The sequence below is a fragment of the Micromonospora sp. NPDC051300 genome (assembly GCF_044455315.1).
In the GTDB taxonomy this organism is placed as follows: Bacteria; Actinomycetota; Actinomycetes; order Mycobacteriales; family Micromonosporaceae; genus Micromonospora; species Micromonospora robiginosa.
Map to the genome: position 1 here is coordinate 54,915 of NZ_JBITEP010000018.1, position 16,968 is coordinate 71,882.

The following is a 16,968-nucleotide window of genomic DNA, read 5'->3' on the forward strand; positions in this document are numbered from 1 at the left end:
GGCCTACAGCCGGGACCACGCCTCGGTGAGCACGACCCGCAGGATCTGCTCGATCTCGTCGAACTGCTGCTGCTCGGCGATCAGCGGCGGGGCGAGCTGCACCACCGGGTCGCCCCGGTCGTCGGCCCGGCAGTAGAGCCCGGCGGCGAAGAGCGCGGTGGAGAGGAAACCGCGCAGCAGCCGCTCGGACTCCGCCTCGTCGAACGTCTCCCGGGTCGCCTTGTCCTTGACCAGCTCGATGCCGTAGAAGTAGCCGTCGCCCCGGACGTCGCCGACGATCGGCAGGTCGGTCAGCTTCTCCAGGGTGGACCGGAACGCGTCCTCGTTGGCCCGGACGTGTCCGACCAGGTCCTCCCGCGCGAAGACCTCCAGGTTGGCCAGCGCCACCGCGCAGGAGACCGGGTGCCCGCCGAACGTCACGCCGTGCGCGAACATGCCGGTCTCGGTGAGGAACGGCTCCATCAGGCGCTCACTGGCGATCATCGCGCCGAGTGGGGCGTAGCCGGAGGTGATGCCCTTGGCGGTGGTGATGATGTCCGGCTGGTAGCCGTAGCGGGTGGCGCCGAAGTATTCGCCGAGCCGGCCCCAGGAGCAGATCACCTCGTCGCTGACCAGCAGCACGTCGTACGCGTCGCAGATCTCGCGGACCCGGGCGAAGTAGCCGGGCGGCGGCGGGAAGCAGCCGCCGGAGTTCTGCACCGGCTCCAGGAACACCGCCGCGACCGTGTCCGGCCCCTCCCGTTCGATCGCCCGGCCGATCTCGTCGGCGGCCCACCGGCCGAACGCCTCCGGGTCGTCGCCGTGCTCCGGGGCCCGGTAGAAGTTGGTGTTCGGCACCTTGATGCCGCCGGGCACCAGCGGCTCGAAGTCGCTCTTGATGCCGGGCAGCCCGGTGATCGACAGCGCCCCCATCGAGGTGCCGTGGTAGGCGATGTAGCGGCTGACCACCTTGTGCTTGTTGGGCTGGCCGGTGCGCTTGAAGAAGGCCCGGGCCAGCTTCCACGCCGCCTCGACGGCCTCCGAGCCGCCGGTGGTGAAGAAGACCCGGTTCAGGTCGCCCGGGGTGAGGGCGGCGATCCGCTCGGCCAGCTCCACGGCGGTCGGGTGGGCGTAGGACCAGAGCGGGAAGTAGGCCAGCTCGCCGGCCTGCTTCGCGGCGGCCTCGGCCAGCTCGGTCCGGCCGTGGCCGGCGTTGACCACGAAGAGGCCGGCGAGCCCGTCGAGGTAGCGGCGGCCCTGCGCGTCCCAGATGTACGCGCCCTCGCCGCGCACGATTGTCGGGACCTCGCCGGCGGAGTAGCTGGCCATCCGGGTGAAGTGCATCCAGAGGTGGTCGGTGGCGTTGGCCATGTCAGCCCCATCGGGTCGCGGGCCGGTCCGGGGTGACACCGGCCGCTCTGCCCATGGTTATCCCACAGCCGATGCCGAGATGGCAAGTGAGTGAGTGCTCACGCGACGAATTCAGCGACACCTGTTTGCATCAGCGACGGATTTCGCGGTCCCTGCGGTGGGTTCGGCTCGGCGTGTGATCGGACCCACGGGAAGCGACGGATGGTGGGGTGACGCGCCTAGAAACTTGATGACGTGGACGGATCACGGCGGCGAGCCATCCATGTCATCAAGTTCCTAGGCGCCGGCAGCCCTCACGCCGCGCATGCCGTTGGCGGACGTTCGGGACGTCCGCCAACACGGCCCACCGCAACACGCCGGTGGACCGCAGACGCCAACACGCAGCGTGGCTATCGTGCGGCGCTGCGCGTCGAGCGACAGGACGGGAGGTTCCGGTGGCGAACGAGGTGCTGCGGGTGGCGATGGCGGAGCGAGGCGAGACGGCCGAGTCGCTCGCCGCGAAGGTCCAGGTCGATCCGAAGACGGCGGCGCGCTGGCTGACGGCCGGCCGCATCCCGCATCCGCACACCCGGGTCGCGGTCGCCGAGGTGCTGGGCCGCGCGGCCGCCGAGCTGTGGCCGGAGCCGTTCCGCCGCCGCGACCTGCCGTGGTTCCGGCCGTGGGCCGAGCTGGAGCAGGACGCCGTCTCGATCCGCTCCTACCAGCCGCTGCTCGTGCCGGGCCTGCTCCAGACCGAGGGGTACGCACGCGCGGTGCTGGGCACGGGCGCGCTGCTCGCCCCCGTCGAGGTGGACGAGATAGTGGCGAGCCGGATCGCGCGTCAGCGCGTCCTCGATCGGGACGACCCGCCGCAACTCGTCGCGGTGATTGACGAGGTGGTGCTGCGCCGGCCGGTCGGCGACGGATCGGTGATGGCCGGGCAGCTCCGGCATCTCGCGGCGGTCGCGGAGTGGGAGCACGTCCAGGTCCGGGTGATCCCGGCCGACGGTCCGTGGCACACCGGCCTCGCCGGCCCGTTCGTGCTGGGCCGGCTGCCCGACGGGACGGAATTGGCGTATCTCGACAATCAGCTCCGCGGTCAGATCGTGACCGATCCGATCGATGTCGCTAGCCTGGGGCGAAGGTGGGAGAGCGTGACCGGTGAGGCGCTGCCCCGGCGGCGCTCGATCGAGCTGATCAGGGGAGTGGCGGAGGCATGGAGATGACCGGCGCCCGCTGGCGCACCGCGAGTCGCAGCAGCAACAACGGCGGCGACTGCGTCGAGGTGGCCGACAACCTGCCCGGCCGGGTGCTGGTGCGCGACAGCAAGGACCGCGCCGGCGGCACGCTCAGCTTCACCCCGACCGCCTGGCGGGCCTTTGTCGACCACGCTCAGGCGGTGCCCCAGCTGTAGGTCTGCTTGCGCAGCTTCAGGTAGACGAACGCCTCGGTGGAGAGCACCCCGGGCACGCCGCGCAACTTCTGCAGGATCTCCAGCAGGTGCGCGTCGTTGCGGCAGACCACCTCGGCCAGCAGGTCGAACGAGCCGGCGGTGATCACCACGTAGTCGATCTCCTCGAACTCGGCCAGCCGGTCGGCCACCGGCTCCAGGTCGCCGTCGGTGCGCAGCCCGATCATGGCCTGGCGGGGGAAGCCGAGCTGGAGCGGGTCGGTCACCGCGACGATCTGCATCACCCCGGCGTCGAGCAGGCGCTGCACCCGCTGCCGGACCGCCGCCTCGGACAGGCCGACCGCCTTGCCGATGCTCGCGTACGGGCGCCGGCCGTCCTCCTGGAGCTGCTCGATGATCTGCTTGGCCACGCCGTCGAGCAGAGCGTGATTGGCACCTTCACGCACGGTCACCCGCCGGTTGCCGTTGCCGTTCTCCGGTTGCCGGTTGACCATCGCCGCTCCCCATGTCCGATTCTCCGTGCCGAGCGTAGTGCCCGGGCGCAGTCTGGCGTATTTCGTGGCCCATAGCTATTCCCGCAACGGAATCCCTTGTGAGGGAGGGTTTCTCATGTCAGGATCAGTGCCCCATCGCCACCGACCCTCCCGCCGGCGAGCCACCCCCGTTCCGCCGCCGACGATGCCCCCCAAGGAGTCGTCACATGCGTAGTCCCCTCCGGACGCTCACCCGGCGTGGTCTGCTCTCCGGGACCCTCGGTTCGGCCGCGCTGCTCGCCACCGCGGGCACGCTCGCCGGCTGCGGCACCAAGGGCGCCCAGCAGACCGAGGCCGGATGCAAGAGCGAGGACCTGTCCGGCACCGAGAAGAAGCTGGCGTTCTCGAACTGGCCGCAGTACATGGACACCGACGAGAAGGACGCGGCCAAGCGCCCCACCCTCGACGCGTTCGTCGCCGCCTCCGGCATCCAGGTGACCTACACCGAGGACGTCAACGACAACAACGAGTTCTTCGGCAAGGTGCAGAACCAGCTCGCGGGCTGTCAGAGCACCGGCCGCGACATCATGGTGCTCACCGACTGGATGGCCGCCCGGATGATCCGGCTCGGCTGGGTCCAGAAGCTGGACAAGGCGAAGATCCCCAACGTCGAGGCCAACCTGCTGCCGTCGCTGCGCGGCCGCTCCTTCGACAAGGACACCCAGCTCGCCGTCCCCTGGCAGTCCGGCCTCGCCGGGCTGGCCTACAACGCCAAGGTGACCAAGGAGATCCGCACCGTCGACGAGCTGCTCACCCGCCCCGACCTCAAGGGCAAGGTGACCGCGCTGTCGGAGATGCGGGACACCATGGGCCTGCTGCTCCAGGCCGGCGGTCACGACCCGGCGAACTTCACCCCGGCCCAGTTCGACGACGCGTTGAACAAGCTCAAGAAGGCGGTGGACAGCAAGCAGATCCGCCGCTTCACCGGCAACGACTACGCACCCGACCTGGCCAAGGGCGACATCGCCGCGTGCATCGGCTGGTCCGGCGACGTGATCCAGCTCGGCTTCGAGGACGAGAAGATCAAGTTCGTGGTGCCCGAGTCCGGCGTCATGCTCTGGTCGGACAACATGCTCGTGCCGAACAAGGCCACCCACCGGGCCAACGCCGAGGCGCTGATGAACCACTACTACGACCCGGCGGTGGCGGCGAAGCTCGCCGCGTTCGTCAACTACATCTGCCCGGTGCAGGGCGCGCAGGCCGAGATGGAAAAGATCGACCCGGATCTGGCCAAGAATCCGCTGATCTTCCCGGATGACGCGATCCTGGCGAAGTCGAAGGTCTTCATGGCGCTGGACGAGCAGCGCGAGAAGGAGTACGAGACCAAGTTCCAGCAGGTCATCGGGGCGTGAGGCAGATGGCGCAGGAAGCACCGGCAGGCGATCTGCGACTGGTCGACGTCACCAAGCGGTTCGGCGTCTTCACCGCCGTGGACGACCTCAGCCTCACCGTCGCCCAGGGCACGTTCTTCGCCCTGCTGGGCGCGTCCGGCTGCGGCAAGACCACCACGCTGCGGATGATCGCCGGGCTGGAGGAACCGACGAGTGGTCGGGTGCTGCTCGGCGACCGGGACATCACCGGGCTGCGGCCGTACAAGCGGCCGGTCAACACCGTGTTCCAGAGCTACGCGCTCTTCCCGCACCTCGACATCCACGAGAACGTGGCCTTCGGGCTGCGCCGGCGCGGCATCCGCAAGGTGGCCGAGCAGGTCGAGCGGATGCTCGCGCTGGTCCAGCTCGAAGGGTACGGCCGGCGCCGACCGGCCCAACTCTCCGGCGGCCAGCAGCAGCGCGTGGCACTGGCCCGGGCGCTCATCAACCACCCGCAGATGCTGCTGCTCGACGAGCCGCTCGGGGCGCTCGACCTGAAACTGCGCCGGCAGATGCAGATCGAGCTGAAGCGGATCCAGGCCGAGGTCGGCATCACCTTCCTGCACGTCACGCACGACCAGGAAGAGGCGATGTGGATGGCGGACACGGTCGCGGTGATGAACGCCGGACGGATCGAGCAGCTCGGCGCGCCCGCCGACATCTACGAGTACCCGGCCAGCCCGTTCGTGGCGAACTTCCTCGGCCAGTCCAACCTCATCGCGGCCGAGGTCAACGGCCGGGACGCGGACGACCTGCTGGTCACCGGGCACGGCAACCGGTTCGCCGCGCCGATCGACCGGGCCCGGTCCCGCGACGGCGCGGTCTGGCTCGGCGTCCGGCCGGAGAAGCTGCACCTGGTCGCCGACCGCACCGCGGTGCCGGACGGGCGCAACGCGATGAGCGGCGTGCTGACCGACATCTGCTACGCCGGCGTGAGCACCGAGTTCCTGCTCCGCACCGCCTGGGGGCAGGAGATGTCGGTGTTCACCGCCAACAGCGAGCCGGACGCCCGCCTGGTCCCCGGCGCCGAGGTCACCGCGCACTGGCATCCGCGGCACTCCTTCGTCCTGGCGCGCGACGACTCCGCCGACGCCGACGGCAGCCCCACCCGGCCCGGTGCCACCCGCGGTGGCCCGGCGGACGGCGGCCCGGCGGACGGTGGTGTCGGCGCGTCGCAGCGTCTGGAAGCCGCGACATGACGGCGCTCGCCCACCTCGGCGGGGCGTCACCCACCACGCCTGCCGCGCCCGCGTCCGACCGGAGGCGGCGCCACCGTCTCCTGCCGTATCTGCTGCTGCTGCCGGGCGCGGCCTGGCTGCTGGTCTTCTTCGCGCTGCCGCTGCTCCAACTCGCCGCGGCGAGCCTCTACGACCCGTCCGGCTCGCTCTCCACCGGGTACGCGATGACCTGGGCGGTCGGCAACTACCCGGACGCGTTGCAGGCGTACTGGCCACAGTTCGTCAGGTCCTTCCTCTACTCGGCGCTCGCGCTCGTGCTGGCGCTGCTGATGGGCTACCCGCTGGCGTACGCGATCGCGCAGAAGGCCGGCCGGTGGAAGAACCTGCTGCTGGTGGCCGTGGTCGCGCCGATGTTCACCAGCTTCCTGGTGCGCACGCTGGCCTGGAAGACCATCCTGTCGGACAACGGCGCGCTGGTCGGGCTGCTGCGCGACGTGCACCTGCTCGGCCCGGACGGCCGGCTGCTGGCCACTCCGGTCGCGGTGGTGCTCGGCCTGACGTACAACTTCCTGCCGTTCCTGGTGCTGCCGCTGTACGCGAGCCTGGAGCGGCTCGACCCCCGGTTGCTGGAGGCGGCGAGCGACCTCTACGCGAGCCCGCTGCGCGCGTTCGGCAAGGTCACCCTGCCGCTGTCGATGCCCGGGCTGATCGCCGGCACGCTGCTGTTCTTCATCCCGGCCACCGGTGACTACATCAACGCCGAACTGCTCGGCACGCCGAGCGAATACATGATCGGCAACGTCATCGACTCGGCGTTCCTGGTCCGCCTCGACTATCCGCAGGGCGCGGCGCTGTCGTTCCTGCTGATGGCCGCGATCCTGGCGATCGTCTTCGTCTACCTGCGGAAGGCCGGCACGGAGGAGGTGCTGTGAGCGCACGACGCTGGCTCGCCGACCGGTGGGTGATGGGCGTGGCCCTGCTCGTCCTCGGCTATCTCACGCTACCGATCCTGGTGGTCGCCGGGCTCTCCTTCAACCGGCCGACCAGCCGGCTCTCCTACGACTTCAACGAGTTCACGCTGGACAACTGGGCCCGGCCCTGCGCCACCGCCGACATGTGCGACGCGGTGGTGCGCAGCATGGAGATCGGCCTGATCGCCACCGTCGTCTCCACCGTGCTCGGCACGCTGATGGCGTTCGCGCTGGTCCGGCACGGCTTCCGTGGCCGGTCCGGGATCAACGGCCTGATCTTCCTGCCGATGGCCACCCCGGAACTGGTGATGGGCACCTCGCTGCTCGCCCTCTTCGTCGCCGCCGGGGTGCCGCAGGGCTTCTGGACCATCGTCATCGCGCACGTGATGTTCTGCGTGTCGTTCGTGGTGGTCACCGTCAAGGCCCGGCTCGCCGGCATGGACCGGCGGCTGGAGGAGGCCGCGATGGACCTCTACGCCAGCGAGTGGCAGACGTTCCGCCGGATCACGCTGCCGCTGGTGCTGCCAGGCATCGTGGCCGCCGCGCTGCTCGCGTTCTCGCTCAGCTTCGACGACTTCATCATCACCAACTTCAACGCCGGCACCACCGTCACGTTCCCGATGTACGTCTGGGGCGCCGCCCAGCGGGGCATCCCGCCGCAGGTCAACGTCATCGGCACGGCCATGTTCGTCATCGCGCTGCTGCTGGTCGGGGCCAGCTCGCTGCGCGGCCGGCGGACCCGACGGGCCGCCCTCGCGGTGATCGCCACCCCGGCGGGGAAGCCATGACGCTTCCGCATACCGGCCGGGCGCTGGCCGACGCGGCGCCCGTCCCGTACTGGCTGGACCGCCCGGAACGCCCCGACCCGCTGCCGCCGCTGACCGGCACCCACGCCGCCGACCTGCTGGTGGTCGGTGGCGGCTACGCCGGGCTGTGGACCGCGCTGCTGGCCAAGGAGGCCGACCCGGACCGCGACGTGCTCCTGGTCGACGCCGGCACCTGCGGCTGGGCGGCGTCCGGCCGCAACGGCGGGTTCTGCGCCGCCTCGCTCACCCACGGGCTGGCCAACGGCGTGGAGCGGTTCCCCGACGAGATCGGCGAGCTGGAACGGCTCGGCCGGGAGAACCTGGACGCCATCGCCGCCACCGTCGCGACGTACGGCATCGACTGCGACCTCGCGCGCACCGGGGAACTGGCGGTGGCGGTCGAGCCGTACCAGCTCGACGGGCTCGCCGCCGACGCCGAGCTGGGCCGCCGGTACGGCCGCGACGTGCGCCTGCTCGACCGCGACGAGGTACGCGCCGAGGTGGCCTCGCCGACGTACCTCGGTGGGCTGTGGGACGTCGACCGGACGGCGCTGCTCGACCCGGCGAAGCTCGCCTGGGGGCTGCGCCGGGCCGCCCTCGGCCTGGGCGTGCGGATCCACGAGCACACCCGGGTCACCGGGCTGGCCGCCGACGGCGCCGCGCTGCGCGCCACCACGGCCGGCGGCGCGGACGCCGCGCCCGGCGTGGTGCGGGCCGACCGGGTGGCGCTCGCCACCAACGCGTTCCCGCCGCTGCTGCGCCGGCTGCGCGCGTGGACCGTGCCGGTCTACGACTACGCGCTGACGACCGAGCCGCTGTCCGCCGCGCAGCGGGACGCGATCGGCTGGCGCAACGGGCAGGGGCTGGCGGACACCGGCAACCAGTTCCACTACTACCGGCTCACCGCCGACGGGCGGATCCTGTTCGGCGGCTACGACGCGGTCTACCACTACGGCAACCGGGTGGCCCCGGCGCTGGAGCAACGGGAGGCCACGTTCCGCACCCTGGCCGCGCACTTCTTCACCACGTTCCCGCAACTGGAGGGGCTGCGGTTCAGCCACCGCTGGGGCGGGGTGATCGACACCTGCACCCGGTTCTGCGCGTTCTTCGGCACCGCCCACTCCGGCCGGCTGGCGTACGCGGCCGGCTACACCGGGCTCGGCGTCGGGGCGACCCGGTTCGCCGCGCGCGTGACGCTCGACCTGCTCGCCGGCGCGGACACCCCGCTGACCCGGCTCGACCTGGTGCGCCGCAAGCCACTGCCGTTCCCGCCGGAGCCGTTCCGGGCCGCCGGCATCAACCTCACCCGCTGGTCGCTCGCCCGCGCCGACGCGCGGGGCGGGCGGCGCAACCTCTGGCTCCGTACTCTCGACCGCTCTGGACTGGGGTTCGACTCCTGATGCGTATCCTGCTCGTCGGCGCCGGTGGCGTCGGCTCCGCCGCCGTATCCATCGCCGCCCGCCGTACCTTCTTCGAGACCATGGTGGTCGCCGACCACGACCCGGCGCGCGCCGCCCGGGCGGTCGCCGGCCACGGCGACCGGTTCGTCGCCGCCACCGTCGACGCGTCCGACGCCGACGCGGTCGCCGCGCTCTGCCGGGAACACCGGATCACCCACGTGCTCAACGCCGTCGACCCGCGCTTCGTCATGCCGATCTTCGACGGGGCGTTCGCCGCCGGCACCGACTATCTCGACATGGCCATGTCGCTGTCCCGTCCGCACCCCGACCGTCCCTACGCCGAGCCCGGCGTCAAGCTCGGCGACGGGCAGTTCGCCGTCGCCGACCGGTGGGCCGACGCCGGCCGCCTCGCGCTCTGCGGCATCGGCGTCGAACCGGGCCTCTCCGACGTGTTCGCCCGCTACGCCGCCGACGAGCTGTTCGCCGAGATCGACGAGATCGGGGTACGCGACGGCGCGAACCTCACCGTCGCCGGCCACGAGTTCGCCCCCTCCTTCTCCATCTGGACCACCATCGAGGAGTGCCTCAACCCGCCGGTGATCTGGGAGGCCGACCGCGGCTGGTTCACCACCGAGCCGTTCAGCGAGCCGGAGGTGTTCGACTTCCCGGCCGGCATCGGGCCGGTCGAGTGCGTCAACGTGGAGCACGAGGAGGTGCTGCTGATCCCGCGCTGGGTGCCGGCGAAACGGGTCACGTTCAAGTACGGCCTCGGCGCCGAGTTCATCGAGGTGCTGCGCACGCTGCACAAGCTCGGCCTGGACTCGACCGACCCGGTGCGGGTGCGCGGCGTCGACGTGTCGCCGCGTGACCTGGTGGCCGCCGCGCTGCCCGACCCCGCCACGCTCGGCGACCGGATGAGCGGCAAGACCTGCGCCGGCACGTGGGTCACCGGCACCGGGCCGGACGGCCGGCCCCGCCGCGTCTACCTCTACCACGTGGTCGACAACGAGTGGTCGATGGCCGAGTACGGCCACCAGGCGGTGGTGTGGCAGACCGCGGTCAACCCGGTCGTCGCGCTGGAACTGCTGGCCGGCGGCGCGTGGTCCGGCACCGGCGTGCTCGGACCCGAGGCGTTCCCGCCGAAGCCCTTCCTGGACCTGCTCACCGGCTACGGTTCCCCCTGGGGGATGGAGGAGCGATGACCCGGTACGGCCCGATGTACGGTCCCGACGTCACGTTCCTCGGCGTGCCGCCGTGCACCGTCGAGGAGCCGGTCACCTACGCCGACGCCGACGTCGTGGTCATCGGCGCGCCGTTCGACGGCGGCACGTCGCACCGGCCCGGCACCCGGTTCGGGCCGTCCGCCATCCGGCAGGCGTGCTACCTGCCGCACGACGGCTCCCGCCCGTCCCTGGCGCTGCGCGTGGACGCGCTCACGGACCTGTGCGTCTACGACGCCGGGGACGTGGAGATGTTCGGCGGCGACATCGAGCGTTCGCTGGCCGCCCTGGAGACCGCCGTGCACGCGGTCGCCGCCGCCGGGGCGATCCCGGTGGTGCTCGGCGGCGACCACTCCATCGCGCTGCCGGACGCCACCGGGGTGGCCCGGCACCACGGGCTCGGCCGGGTGTCGCTGGTGCACTTCGACGCGCACGCCGACACCGGTGACGTCGAGTTCGGCTCGCTGCACGGGCACGGCCAGCCGATGCGCCGACTGATCGAGTCCGGCGCGGTACGCGGCGACCGCTTCCTCCAGATCGGCCTGCGCGGCTACTGGCCCGGCCCGGACACGCTTGCGTGGATGGCCGAGCAGCGGATGCGCTCGTACGAGATGACCGAGATCGTGGCGCGCGGGCTGGACACCTGCCTGACCGAGGCGTTCGGCATCGCCACCGACGAGTGCGAGGGCGTCTTCCTCTCCGTCGACGTGGACGTGGTCGACCCCGGCATGGCCCCCGGCACCGGCACCCCCGAGCCCGGCGGCTTCACCTCCCGGCAACTGCTCGACGCGGTCCGCCGGGTCTGCTACGAACTGCCCGTGGTGGGCCTGGACGTGGTCGAGGTCGCCCCGCCGTACGACCACGCCGACATCACCGCCTACCTGGGCAACCGCGTGGTCCTTGAGGCGTTGTCCGCGATCGCCCGCCGCCGCCGCGACGCCGCCTCCGGAACCCCCTGGGACCCCACCCAGCCCCTCCTCGACGACCGCTGACCCCCCGCCCCGTTGATCTTGCAGTTTGTGCCCCGGCATTCCGGTCGCTTCGGGACACAACGAGGGCACCAACTGCAAGATCGCGCGAGGGGTGGGAGGGGACTAGCACGCGAGGGGTCGGGGGTGGGGGTTGTGCACAAGGGCGGGTTGTCCACAGCGGGGAGCGGTGGGGGACGAGGCGGGAGCGTGCGGGGCGGGATGGTGGGCGCATGTCTGCCGAGTTGTGGCGCACCCGGGAACTGATCCGGGCGCTCACCGTCAAGCGGGTACGAACGCAGGTCGAGCGGGAGGAGTTGATCCGGGTCCGGCGTGGTGTCTACGCGCCGACGCGCTGCGACGACGAGGACGAACTGCGGGCGCTCCTGCTGTGCCTGCCCGCCGGCGCGATGCTGGCCATGCAGTCCGCCGCGCGGCGCCACGGGTTCGGCGTGCTCCGGGAGGTCGCGGTGCACGTGCAGGTGCCGCCGCACGTCGCCAAACCGCGGCTACCCGGTCTGGTCGTCCACCATTCCGTGCTGCCCGTCCGGCCGGTGACCGTCGACGGCCTGCCCTGCGTGCCCGCCGCGCAGTGCGCGATCGACCTGGCCCGACGCTCCCGGCGGATGGACGCCCTGCCGGTGCTCGACGCCGCGCTCCGCTCGGAAACCGTGACGGTCGACGACCTCCTGGCGGAGTTGCCGCTGCACCGGGCCCTGCGCGGCGTGCGACAGGCACGTGACCTCGTGCCGCGAGCCGACGGCCGGTCCGAGTGCCGGCAGGAGAGCCAGCTCAGGTTGTTGCTGCTCGACGGCGGACTGCCCGCTCCGGAGCCGCAGATGTGGATCCATGACCGGTACGGCCTTCCGCGCTTCCGCACCGATCTCGGCTACCGCGAACGGCGGGTGGGGGTGGAGTACGACGGGCTGTCCCACCTCGACCGGGACCGCTTCCGTCACGACCGGGACCGGATCAACTGGTTGGACGCGAACGGATGGCGGATGCGGTACTTCACCGACCGCGACCTCTACCGCCGCCCGGCCCACATCCTCACCACCCTCCGCGCCGCCCTAACCCGCTAACCACCCCCACCCCCACCCCCACCCCCACCCCACCCCACCCTGCTCGGCGATCTTGCAGTTTCTGCCCCGGCAAAAGCACCTCATCGGGACTTTTCTCGGGCACAAACTGCAAGATCGCGGGAGGGGATCAGGGGCGGGGGCAGGAGGGGCGCAGGCGGACCGGTTCGGTGGTCTCGGTGAGGGAGTTGGGTTCGACGACCAGGCGGGCGGTGGTCGTCGCCCGGCCGGGGCGGAAGGCGCGGGTGTCGGCGGGAATCGTCGCGGTCCAGGTGCCTGCGGTGCGCTCGTCGGTGCACGCGCCGATCACGCCGAAGCCGAAGCCGGTGACCGACGCGCGTCGTACCCGCTGCCCGAGGTGCACCTCGACGTAGGCCAGGCCGCGCTCGTCGCCGCAGTCGAACCGGCCGTGGACCGTGGCGGTGCGGGCCCGGACGTCGGCGACGCCGAGCCAGTCGACCGAGATGGTCGGCGTGGTGGACGGTGCGGCGACGGCGGGGCTCGGCGCCAGCCCCAGCGTGGCGACGGTGGCGGCCGTGGCGAGGCCGGCGGCGAGCAGGGGTGGTCGGTGCATGCGCGGGCTCCTGTCGGGCGGTGGTGGGGTGACAATCCGATGTGGACGGCGTCAGCATCCCACCACCGCGACCGCTCCGAGCTGCAAGATCTTGGACAGGTCAGTCGGCGAGCCGGGAGCGGATGAGGAAGCGGACACCCTCCGGGGCCTCCAGCGAGAAGCCGCTGCCCCGGCCGGGCACCACGTCGACGGTGAGCCTGGTGTGCTTCCACAGGTCCCACTGCGCCTTCGACATCCAGAACTCCACCGGCTCGGGCACGCCGTCCACCGCCAGCGCGGCGAGCAGCACGTCCGAGCCGCCGGTGCGGAACTCGCCGGCCGGGTAGCACATCGGGGCGCTGCCGTCGCAGCAGCCGCCGGACTGGTGGAACATCAGCGGCCCGTGCTGCCCCCGCAGCGACCGGATCAGGCCGGCCGCCGCGGGGGTCAGGGTCACCGGGTCGCCCATCAGAAGAAACCCAGCTTCTGCGGGGAGTAGCTGACCAGCAAGTTCTTGGTCTGCTGGTAGTGCTCCAGCATCATCTTGTGGTTCTCCCGGCCGATGCCGGACTGCTTGTAACCACCGAACGCGGCGTGCGCCGGATAGGCGTGGTAGCAGTTCGTCCAGACCCGCCCGGCCTGGATCGCCCGCCCGGCCCGGTACGCGGTGTTCATGTCCCGGGTCCACACGCCCGCGCCGAGCCCGTAGAGCGTGTCGTTGGCGATCTTCACGGCGTCGTCCAGGTCGGCGAAGGACGTCACCGACACCACCGGCCCGAAGATCTCCTCCTGGAAGACCCGCATCGAGTTGTCGCCCTCGAAGATGGTCGGCTGCACGTAGTAGCCGCCCGACAGCTCGCCGCCCAGGTCGGCCCGCTCGCCGCCGGTGAGCACCTTCGCGCCCTCCTGCCGCCCGATGTCCAGGTAGGAGAGGATCTTCTCCAGTTGGTCGTTCGACGCCTGCGCGCCGATCATCGTCTCGGTGTCCAGCGGGTGCCCCTGGCGCACCTGACCGGTCCGCTCCACGGCGGCGGCCAGGAAGTCGGCGTAGTGGCCCTGCTGGATCAGCGCCCGGGACGGGCAGGTGCAGACCTCGCCCTGGTTGAGCGCGAACATGGTGAAGCCCTCCAGCGCCTTGTCCAGGAAGTCGTCGGAGGCGGCGCTGACGTCGTCGAAGAACAGGTTCGGGCTCTTGCCACCCAGCTCCAGCGTCACCGGTTTGATGTTCTCGCTGGCGTACTGCATGATCAGCCGCCCGGTGGTGGTCTCGCCGGTGAACGCCACCTTCGCCACCCGGGGCGAGGACGCCAGCGGCTTGCCGGCCTCCACGCCGAAGCCGTTGACCACGTTCACCACGCCCGGCGGCAGCAGGTCGCCGACAAGCGAGAGCAGGTAGTGGATCGAGGCGGGCGTCTGCTCGGCCGGCTTCAGCACCACCGCGTTGCCGGCGGCGAGCGCCGGGGCGAGCTTCCAGACCGCCATCAGGATCGGGAAGTTCCACGGGATGATCTGCCCGACCACGCCCAGCGGCTCGTGGAAGTGGTAGGCCACGGTGTCGTCGTCGATCTCGCCGAGCGAGCCCTCCTGGGCCCGGATCGCGCCGGCGAAGTAGCGGAAGTGGTCGATCGCCAGCGGGATGTCGGCGGCAAGCGTCTCGCGTACCGGCTTGCCGTTCTCCCACGTCTCGGCGATCGCCAGCGACTCCAGATTCTCCTCCATCCGGTCCGCGATCCTGTTGAGGACGCGGGCCCGCTCGGCGACCGAGGTGCGACCCCACGCGTCGGCCGCGCCGTGTGCCGCGTCGAGCGCCTTCTCGACGTCCTCGGCGGTGCCGCGGGCCACCTCGCAGAAGGTCTGCCCGGTCACCGGGGTCGGGTTCTCGAAGTACTTCCCACCGTGCGGCGTCACGTACTCGCCGCCGATGAAGTGGTCGTAGCGGGACTGCCAGTGGGTGGGGGCGTCGTAGCGCGTCATGGGTACCTCCGCCGTCCGTGAGGGGATGGCGGGAGACGCTAGTTTCCGCGACGTTGCAGCAACGTTGCGCGCGGCAGCGCGTACTCCTCGGCGAGCTGGCGGGCCCGGGCGACGGCGAGCGGCCGGCGGGGCGCGCCCGGCGGCAACGCCCGGGCCAGCGCCTCCCAGGCGGTGAGGTCGTCGGCGCCGGCGGGCGTCGCGGTCCAGGCCGCGAGCAGCCCCGGGTCCGCGCCGGCCAGCACCGCCGCGCGGACCTGGCCGTCGACCAGGCGGCGCAGCCGCGCCACTCCCGGCGCGTCGGAGGCGGGCAGCAGGGACCCCGGGTACGCGCGCAGCGCCGCCGCCGGGTCGCCGCGCTCCAGCAGCTCGGTGACGTCGAGGAAGTCGGCGCGCACCGGCCCGCGCAGCCGGTAGGGGCGGGAGTCGAGCAGCTCCCCGCCGAGCGCCCGGCGCAGCCGGGACATCTCGGCGCGCAGCGTGACCGGGTGCAGCCGGTCGTCGCCGTAGAGGTCGAGGCCGAGCTGTTCCCCGGTGCGCCCCTCCGGGTGGTGCAGGAGCAGCACCAGCAGTTCGCTGTGCCGCCGGCCCAGCCGGACGCGCCGGCCGCCGACGCGCAGCTCCGCCTCGTCCCGGCCGAGCGCGGCCACGTGCGGCCCGGTCGACGCGGCGGTGGGTGCGGCGGCGGCCAGGAACGTCTCGGCGGCCCGGGCGGTGGCCCGGACCAGGGCGAGACTCTGCGGGCTGGCCAGGTGGTCGCCGCCGGTGATGTCGACGGCGCCGAGCAGCAGGCCGGTGACCGGGTCGTGGATCGGCGCGGCGGCGCAGGTCCAGCGCTGCACCGGCCGGACGAAGTGTTCGGTGGCGAAGATCTGCACGCTGTGGTCGACGGCCAGCGCGGTGCCCGGCGCGTTGGTGCCGGCGTGCGCCTCGTCCCAGCGCGCGCCGGGCACGAAGTTCATCCGCTCGGCGTGCCGCAGCACACCCGGGTGGCCCTCCACCCAGAGCAGTCGCCCGCCGGCGTCGCAGACCGCCATCAGGTGCGCGCCGTCCTGGGCGATGCCGCCGAGCAGGTCGCGGAAGAGCGGCAGCACCCGGGCCAGCGGATGCGCGGCACGGTAGCTGTCCAGCGCGTCGTCGGTGAGGTCGACGGGCGCGGTGGCCTCCGGATCGAGTCGCGCCGAGCGTTCCCAGGACCGGCGGACCACGTCGCGGACCCGGCCGGTGGCGGTGCCGGCGGTGAGGAACGCCTCGTGGGCGGCGCCGACCTGCGCGATCCGCTCCGCCGGATCCGCGCCGAACTCCAAAGCGAGCCACGGGTCAGTCACCAACCGACCTCCTCACCCCATGGTAGGGGGAAAGGAGGGGCCCCCGCTTAACGCATTCGGTAGAGGAAGGGCCCCCTTTTAACACCGGACGCCGAGGGGTGAACGGCCGAGGGCTGGCATCCGTATCACGCGTCGACGGACACCGACGACGGGAGTGAACGTGAGGGTGCAGCGTAAGCACGTGCTGGCGGCGACCGTGGCGGTGGCCGCCGCCGCGGTGGTCTCGGTGGGCACCGGGATGGGTTTCGCCGAGACCGCGCCGGCCGGGAAGTCGGTCTGCGCCGGGTCGGTGACCTTCTCGGCCGAGGGCGGGGCGCCGGCGGCGACGAGCGACAGGTTCCCGGCGGGCACCCGGCTGCGGGTGACCAACCTGGACAACAACCGGGCGACGACGGTGACCGTGGTGGGGCCGTCGGGCAGTTGTGTGCTGCTCAACGCCGCCGCCATGGACCTGGTCCGGGAGCCGGGCAAGAACGTCGTCCGCCGCAACGTGGTGGAACGCCTCGACGGCGCCGCCCCGGCCCCCGGCGGGGCGCAGCCGGTGGAGACCCGGCCCGGCAACGCCCAGCCGATCGGCGGCAGCGTCTGCACCGGGTCCATCACGTTCTCCGCCGAGGGCGGGGCGCCGGCCGCCACCAGCGGACAGTTCCCGGTCGGCACCCGACTGCGGGTGACCAACCTGGACAACAACCGGGCGACCACGGTGACAGTGGTGGGGCCGTCGGGCAGTTGCGTGCTGCTCAACGTCGCGGCCATGGACGCCATCCGCGAACCGGGCAAGAACGTCGTCCGCCGCAACGTGGTGCAACTGCTGCGCTGAGCAGGGGTGGAACACCACGGGCGAAACCTGG

The 16,968-nt window shown here is 72.0% G+C and carries 17 protein-coding genes; 11 read left to right on the forward strand and 6 right to left on the reverse strand.

The window, feature by feature from the left end:
* Window positions 1–3: 3 nt before the first annotated feature.
* Entirely contained in the window at window positions 4–1,350 is a 1,347-nt protein-coding gene (locus ACIA5A_RS20235) for an aspartate aminotransferase family protein (protein WP_396764339.1), read from the reverse strand.
* 461 nt (window positions 1,351–1,811) lie between these two features.
* Here ACIA5A_RS20235 and ACIA5A_RS20240 point away from each other — a divergent pair, with 461 nt between their 5' ends.
* Together ACIA5A_RS20240 and ACIA5A_RS20245 are read left to right on the forward strand one after the other, a co-directional pair.
* Entirely contained in the window at window positions 1,812–2,555 is a 744-nt protein-coding gene (locus ACIA5A_RS20240) for a DUF5753 domain-containing protein (RefSeq protein ID WP_396764564.1), read from the forward strand.
* Window positions 2,546–2,743: a DUF397 domain-containing protein gene (locus ACIA5A_RS20245; protein WP_396764342.1), complete on the forward strand. Its 198-nt coding sequence runs from the start codon at window positions 2,546–2,548 to the stop codon at window positions 2,741–2,743. Before ACIA5A_RS20240 ends, ACIA5A_RS20245 begins: the two co-directional genes overlap by 10 nt.
* Here ACIA5A_RS20245 and ACIA5A_RS20250 read toward each other — a convergent pair.
* Entirely contained in the window at window positions 2,722–3,234 is a 513-nt protein-coding gene (locus ACIA5A_RS20250; protein ID WP_396764344.1) for an Lrp/AsnC family transcriptional regulator, read from the reverse strand. The two genes, ACIA5A_RS20245 and ACIA5A_RS20250, sit on opposite strands and share 22 nt — an antisense overlap.
* A gap of 206 nt (window positions 3,235–3,440) precedes the next feature.
* Here ACIA5A_RS20250 and ACIA5A_RS20255 point away from each other — a divergent pair, with 206 nt between their 5' ends.
* The 8 genes from ACIA5A_RS20255 (at window position 3,441) to ACIA5A_RS20290 (ending at window position 12,268) form a co-directional block, all read left to right on the forward strand.
* Window positions 3,441–4,625, forward strand: a complete 1,185-nt coding sequence (locus tag ACIA5A_RS20255) for an extracellular solute-binding protein (RefSeq protein WP_396764347.1) — start codon at window positions 3,441–3,443, stop codon at window positions 4,623–4,625.
* A gap of 5 nt (window positions 4,626–4,630) precedes the next feature.
* On the forward strand, window positions 4,631–5,842 hold the full coding sequence (locus ACIA5A_RS20260; protein ID WP_396764350.1) for an ABC transporter ATP-binding protein: 1,212 nt from the start codon (window positions 4,631–4,633) through the stop codon (window positions 5,840–5,842).
* Complete coding sequence (locus ACIA5A_RS20265; RefSeq protein ID WP_396764353.1) at window positions 5,839–6,753, forward strand: ABC transporter permease; 915 nt, start codon at window positions 5,839–5,841, stop codon at window positions 6,751–6,753. Before ACIA5A_RS20260 ends, ACIA5A_RS20265 begins: the two co-directional genes overlap by 4 nt.
* Window positions 6,750–7,580, forward strand: coding sequence for an ABC transporter permease (locus ACIA5A_RS20270; protein WP_396764356.1), 831 nt, complete (start codon window positions 6,750–6,752; stop codon window positions 7,578–7,580). Before ACIA5A_RS20265 ends, ACIA5A_RS20270 begins: the two co-directional genes overlap by 4 nt.
* A complete protein-coding gene (locus ACIA5A_RS20275) occupies window positions 7,577–8,998 on the forward strand; it encodes an NAD(P)/FAD-dependent oxidoreductase (protein ID WP_396764359.1) in 1,422 nt (473 codons plus the stop codon). Before ACIA5A_RS20270 ends, ACIA5A_RS20275 begins: the two co-directional genes overlap by 4 nt.
* Window positions 8,998–10,200 (forward strand): saccharopine dehydrogenase family protein, encoded by a 1,203-nt coding sequence (locus ACIA5A_RS20280; RefSeq protein WP_396764362.1) that lies wholly within the window; start codon window positions 8,998–9,000, stop codon window positions 10,198–10,200. Before ACIA5A_RS20275 ends, ACIA5A_RS20280 begins: the two co-directional genes overlap by 1 nt.
* Complete coding sequence (speB, locus tag ACIA5A_RS20285; protein ID WP_396764365.1) at window positions 10,197–11,210, forward strand: agmatinase; 1,014 nt, start codon at window positions 10,197–10,199, stop codon at window positions 11,208–11,210. The genes ACIA5A_RS20280 and speB overlap by 4 nt, the downstream gene beginning before the upstream one ends.
* 209 nt (window positions 11,211–11,419) lie before the next feature.
* The gene (locus ACIA5A_RS20290; RefSeq protein WP_396764368.1) at window positions 11,420–12,268 is read left to right on the forward strand and encodes a hypothetical protein; all 849 of its coding nucleotides are present in this window, start codon (window positions 11,420–11,422) and stop codon (window positions 12,266–12,268) included.
* Window positions 12,269–12,395: 127 nt separating this feature from the next.
* Here the strand turns inward: ACIA5A_RS20290 and ACIA5A_RS20295 are convergent, their stop codons facing one another.
* The 4 genes from ACIA5A_RS20295 to ACIA5A_RS20310 all read right to left on the reverse strand — a co-directional run bounded on the left by ACIA5A_RS20295 (window position 12,396) and on the right by ACIA5A_RS20310 (window position 16,117).
* Window positions 12,396–12,839, reverse strand: coding sequence for a hypothetical protein (locus ACIA5A_RS20295; protein ID WP_396764371.1), 444 nt, complete (start codon window positions 12,837–12,839; stop codon window positions 12,396–12,398).
* Between the two features lie 100 nt (window positions 12,840–12,939).
* A complete protein-coding gene (locus ACIA5A_RS20300) occupies window positions 12,940–13,287 on the reverse strand; it encodes a DUF779 domain-containing protein (protein ID WP_396764374.1) in 348 nt (115 codons plus the stop codon).
* Entirely contained in the window at window positions 13,287–14,792 is a 1,506-nt protein-coding gene (gene adh, locus ACIA5A_RS20305; RefSeq protein WP_396764377.1) for an aldehyde dehydrogenase, read from the reverse strand. Before adh ends, ACIA5A_RS20300 begins: the two co-directional genes overlap by 1 nt.
* Window positions 14,793–14,830: 38 nt before the next feature.
* On the reverse strand, window positions 14,831–16,117 hold the full coding sequence (locus tag ACIA5A_RS20310) for a transcriptional regulator (protein ID WP_396764380.1): 1,287 nt from the start codon (window positions 16,115–16,117) through the stop codon (window positions 14,831–14,833).
* A gap of 160 nt (window positions 16,118–16,277) precedes the next feature.
* On the opposite strand from ACIA5A_RS20310, the gene ACIA5A_RS20315 reads away from it, so the two are divergent.
* The gene (locus ACIA5A_RS20315; protein WP_396764383.1) at window positions 16,278–16,937 is read left to right on the forward strand and encodes a hypothetical protein; all 660 of its coding nucleotides are present in this window, start codon (window positions 16,278–16,280) and stop codon (window positions 16,935–16,937) included.
* The last annotated feature ends 31 nt before the right edge of the window (window positions 16,938–16,968 follow it).